Raw genomic sequence first — 5,056 nt, 5'->3', positions numbered from 1 at the left:
CACCGGCACTGTAGCTGTCCTGCAGAGGCACCCCAACAGAGGCGTAGTAATAGGCATCTCCTTGCACGAACACCCCATCACCACTGGTGTCGCTGTTGATCGTGTAGGCTAGGCCTACAGCAGCAATGCCATAGCTGATCTCGCCGTAAAGTTCGCCGAAATCAATGGAGTCCGGCGCGTCAGGATACGCATAATAAATGTACCCAACGTCATAACCCAGTTCTTCCACAGAGCCGGAGAATCCGGCATAAAGATCAAGCTCATAGCTGGTGCCGTCACCAAAATCGACATTGGAACCCCAACCACCGGCGTAGAAGCCCGACGCATGCTCATAATCCAACCCTCCCTGGACAGCCGCAGCCCCGTCTGTCTGGGTGACGCCCCGGAACAGATAGTTGCTGCTGGCGCTCACATTTGAGCTGACGTCAGCGCTAACAATGGCGGGCGCAGCCTGAAGTGCTGCAAGCAAAGTGATACTGATAAATCCGGATTTGGTGAAAAACTGCTTCTTCATAATGGATACCTTCGGTTGGGTTTCATTGCTCCAAATATGATTCAGCAAAAGTCTTGCCACATCTTATTTATTCTTGTTTATCATAATTATAGAGACAAATCGGCACATTCTGAGCTTGCCCCCGAAAAACGACCGCAACACCTAGCGCCCCAGAACCTGTCACCGGCCCGGACCAGCGCCCTGTTTTGATGCATTCTCTGTAACCATTCTGTAATCTTTGCCAAATAGACTTTAATAGCGCTTCAACACACACAAGCAAACCGAAAAAGGTGAGACAGATCATGAGCAAGAAATATTTGGGCTTGGCTTTGGCGATTTCTGCCGCTTCTGCTGCACAGGCCGGAACCGTTACGACCAGCGGCAAAGACCTTGTGATTGATACCGACAGTGGTATCAAGGTGAAAACGTTGGATAAATCAGCGTCTTTTCAGCTCGGCGGGCGCATTCAGTGGGATTACGACGCCACGCAGTCTGACGACAACGGCGTTGACACGACCGATTTCGATGTGCGCCGGGCACGCCTCTACGCCAAGGGCCACTTTGGCGACTGGGCGTACAAGACCCAGTTCAACGTGGCTGAAAGTGATGGCGCCGACGGCGGTACTGCTGAAGACCTGTACATTCGTTACCTGGGGCTTGGCTCAGTTGCAACCGTGACTATTGGTAAACAGAAAGAGCCGTTCGGCCTGGAAGAATTAACGAGTTCGAAAGACATCTCAGCGCTTGAGCGATCTGCCATGACCGAGCGTTATGCCCCCGGTCGCAGCGGTGGCATCCAGCTCAGCGGCAAGGGCAGCAACTGGACCTACGGTATCGGCTATTTCGAGGCAGGCGGCGATGGCAGCGACGACTTCAATAACACGGCAGTAACCGCGCGGGGCACATTTGCACCCGTTCAAACGAATAATGCTGTTGTTCATCTTGGCGCGGGCTATACCACGCGTGATGCCGACACTCAGGCCGATGAGGTCGACACGTTTAATCTGGAGCTCGCCGGCGCTTCCGGGCCCTTCCATGCCCAGGCCGAATATTTCGATTCCGAGGAAGGCCAGGTGGATGTTGATGGTTATTACGTACAGCTTGGCTGGATCATCACCGGCGAAAGCCGTCCTTACAAAGCCGGAGCATTCAAGCGGGTAAAACCGGCATCACCCAAAGGGGCCTGGGAAGTTGTTGCCCGCTTTGAGGATGGTGACGGAAAATACAGTGATGTGGGGCTGGCCACGACCGACGGTGAGCAAACAACACTGGGCGTTAACTATTACGCCAACAAGAATGTTCGACTTGGAATGAGCTACATGGATGGCGAAGAAGCCAATGGCGCTAGCGGAGATGAAGTGCGTGCGAGGTTACAATATGCATTTTGACCGCATGGAGGTCGCTTGAATGAGTTTGCGGCTTGATATAGTTCTTGAGAGTTAATGAAATACTCAGGTTTTGGGCAGATATTAATCTGCCCATGCTTTTGTCTGCCCCCCCCCCACCCCGCCCCCCGCTAATAAAGTTCATCTGAGGTTTCTGGTGTACATTGAGGTGGACCCCATCAGTTGGACAGCCTGAAGGTGCAGTTAAGCTCTGATCCGGCTGTATTCCTGAAAAAAGGAGGCCCGTATGGACGGCTTTGCGAGACGTATAAGGTGGTGGCGCGTTGTTCAGCTCTTTTTGCCTGTGAGCCTATGGAGGTACCCCTTGAGAGTCAGGTTCAATCTGACCGATATCAAGGTTGTCGCTGACATTGGCGCCCTAAACTGAACGAGCGACTTATCGATGAAATGTTGACTCCATTCAACCATTTATACGGCCGCTGAAGGTACCACTAGGATGAAAATGATGCTAACTCCGCTCACTGGCAGGAATGGCCAAAAAAACCAGAAGTCGTTGCTTGTCTTTGCCATTGGTTCGGTTCTGGCCTCTGCCGCAACGCCTGTCCTGTCCATGACCTTTACCGAAGCCTTAACCGGGGGAAAGGTTTCGCTTGATGTTCGTTACCGTTACGAATTTGTGGATCAGGACAACCCTCTTGATCAAGCCCATGCTTCTACCGTTCGAACCCGACTGGGGTACCGGACTGGTGATTTTAAGGGGTTTGAGGTGTTTGCCGAGGCGGAAGATGTGTCCGCTGTGGGGAATGAGAACTACAATAGCACCATCAATGGCATAACCGATCACTCAGTAGTCGCTGATCCGACGGAAACCGAAGTCAACCAAATTTACGTGCGTTACAAAGGTTTTTCGGATACCAGCCTGACCTACGGCCGTCAGCGCTTTGCTCTGGACAATCACCGGTTTATCGGTACGGTTGGCTGGCGCCAGAATGAGCAAACCTTCGATGCCTTTGTCGGCACCAACGAGTCGCTTCCGGACACGAAGATCACAGCGGGCTATCTTTACAATGCTAACCGGGTGTTCTCGGATGCCAGCCCTAATGGCAATTTCCCAATGCAGTCGCCGATTTTCAACGCACAGTATCATGGCTTGGCTGCCGGAACCCTGACCACTTACGGTTATCTTTTCGACTTTACCAACGCAGACGTCAACTCAACCCAGAATTTTGGTTTGCGGTTCGCAGGTGGCACCGATGTATCGGAAGACGCCAGGGTCCTGTACACCCTGGAGTACGCAATCCAGAAAGACTATGCAGACAACCCGCAAAGCTTTGAGGCCGCTTATTGGCTGGCGGAAGTGGGGCTCGCAGTCTACGGCCTGACCTTTAAGGTGGGTATGGAGACTCTGGAGTCGGACGACGGCCGGTCATTCCAGACGCCTCTGGCGACGCTTCACGCGATGAACGGTTGGGCCGACCAGTTCCTGGTCACCCCGGACGATGGCCTGCAGGATCTATACGTATCGGCGGGTGCCTCAGCAAAGGGGGTCAAGTGGCTGGCCGTTTATCATGACTACAGCAGTGAGATCAATAGCCTGAGCTATGGCTCCGAGCTGGGGCTGCTGGCTGTCTACCCGATCAACAAGCACTACACGGTGGGTGCCAAGTTCGCCAGCTATGCCGCCGATGGTCGTGGCGTGGATACGGACAAGGCCTGGTTGTGGGGAGAGGTCAAGTTCTGACCTTATCACTGTTGCGGTGAACAGACATTCGCCTGATAGAGGGCGGGTCGCCCCGACCGGGGGTAGACAATCCGAAGGATAAGGGTCGCTGACGAACGCTGCGGTTGAGGAGGTCTCAGGCAGCGTTTGGCTCTTGGAAACGTCGTAAATTTACAGAAATTGATGTGTTAGCTATGCTTTGGATGGAATGTAAACAACAAGGAGAAGCACGATGGGTAAAGCTATTAATGGTAAGTTCGAGAACATGGATCAGGCACGCAATACGCGAGACGATCTTATTGGCAGCGAAATCCCACAGGATGTGATCTTTATTGATAAGGAAGAGCAGACGATCCGGGTGATGTTGCCGCAGGAGGAGGCCGGGGAAGTTTATGAGATCTTCGATCGACACGGCGTCACGTATAAGTGAAGGCTCGTGGCCCTGTGCGTTGGGCTGTTCCTGGGATCACTCCGCAGTGGTCAACGCGCGGCTGCGGTCATGACGCTGATCCAGTCGGCTATGCGGAAAGGGCATGATCCCTATGGGTATCCAAGGGATGTTCTAACCCGACTGCCGACACAGAAGAGCAGCGCCATCGGCGGGCGCTTACAACGGAATAAAATAGTGTTGGTCTTTTGGGAACGTATCGGTAGATCGTATGCCTTAATTTGTTAATGTCACAGACTGGTGCTTGAAAGCAGGATGGCCGCAAAGAATCGCCCCACTATCGTTGTGTTGCTGTCACTGCTTTTGGTGTTCAGCGGGCCTGCGTTTGCTTTGCCTTGCCGCCGGGGAACTTCACAAGTTTTACCGATACCGGTTCCCAGCTGATTTTTGCCGCACAGGCGGCCCACTACCAGGATCCCTTCCTGGCTTCTATTACACCCCCTGCAGAACATTACTCCTGAGTCTTAACCGGTTTTTGCCCATCGCGGCAAACTCATTAACGTTAGTTCTTGCAACAAAGTCTCGTACTTCGGTTCATTCGTAACGGGGCTTTATATGGAGTGAATCAAATGCGCAATTCAAAAACCAGGCTCACCATCACAGCGATTCTTCTGGCCGGAACCATTGGATCCTTCTCTGCATTGGCCCACGAGGACGAAGGAAAAGGCATGAGGGGGATGATGAATATGATGTCTGATATGTCCCCCGAAGACCGTAAAGCCATGACTGAGGCGTGCATGAAAATGATGCAGGGGCATGGAAACGGGCCGGAAGGACGATTATCAGGTCATCGCCTTCAACGCCAACGGCCAGCAGCGTGTGTTCCGCGAACACAAGGATTACTGAGGTCAGCTCTGTGAAAGTGATGCCTTTTCGCCTGAACTCCGCCACGGTGCGGTACTGGCAAGATGCTATGGCGGGCACGGGCCATTATCAATAACGGCAGGTCCAGGGAAGGCATCAAATTCGATTTCTGGGCAATTTGACAGACTCACCGAACTTGGAGGGCTAAATGCCTGATCTTGCAACCTGGGGAATTGCCGCCGCGT

4 protein-coding genes and 1 pseudogene are annotated in these 5,056 nt (G+C 53.0%); 4 read left to right on the top strand and 1 reads right to left on the bottom strand.

The window, feature by feature from the left end; translation table 11 throughout:
* Positions 1-514, bottom strand: a 514-nt coding sequence (locus AC13DD_RS00940) for a TorF family putative porin (RefSeq protein WP_482930722.1), incomplete at its 3' end; no start/stop codon positions are given.
* A 281-nt stretch (positions 515-795) separates the two neighbouring features.
* On the opposite strand from AC13DD_RS00940, the gene AC13DD_RS00935 reads away from it, so the two are divergent.
* The 4 genes and pseudogenes from AC13DD_RS00935 to AC13DD_RS00920 form a co-directional block, all read left to right on the top strand.
* Positions 796-1,881 (top strand): OprO/OprP family phosphate-selective porin, encoded by a 1,086-nt coding sequence (locus AC13DD_RS00935; protein WP_482930721.1) that lies wholly within the window; start codon positions 796-798, stop codon positions 1,879-1,881.
* A gap of 454 nt (positions 1,882-2,335) precedes the next feature.
* Positions 2,336-3,580 carry an alginate export family protein gene (locus tag AC13DD_RS00930; RefSeq protein WP_482930720.1) on the top strand — a complete coding sequence of 415 codons (1,245 nt, stop codon included), beginning with the start codon at positions 2,336-2,338 and terminating at the stop codon, positions 3,578-3,580.
* Between the two features lie 211 nt (positions 3,581-3,791).
* Positions 3,792-3,989, top strand: coding sequence for a hypothetical protein (locus AC13DD_RS00925; RefSeq protein ID WP_008171269.1), 198 nt, complete (start codon positions 3,792-3,794; stop codon positions 3,987-3,989).
* A gap of 24 nt (positions 3,990-4,013) precedes the next feature.
* Positions 4,014-4,235: pseudogene (locus tag AC13DD_RS00920) on the top strand (transposase domain-containing protein); the annotation flags it as partial.
* Between the last annotated feature and the right edge of the window lie 821 nt (positions 4,236-5,056).

The sequence above is a fragment of the Marinobacter sp. L-13 genome, from assembly GCF_056857715.1.
Note: the sequence above shows the minus strand (reverse complement) of the source record. Positions and strands in the feature narration are given on the sequence as shown.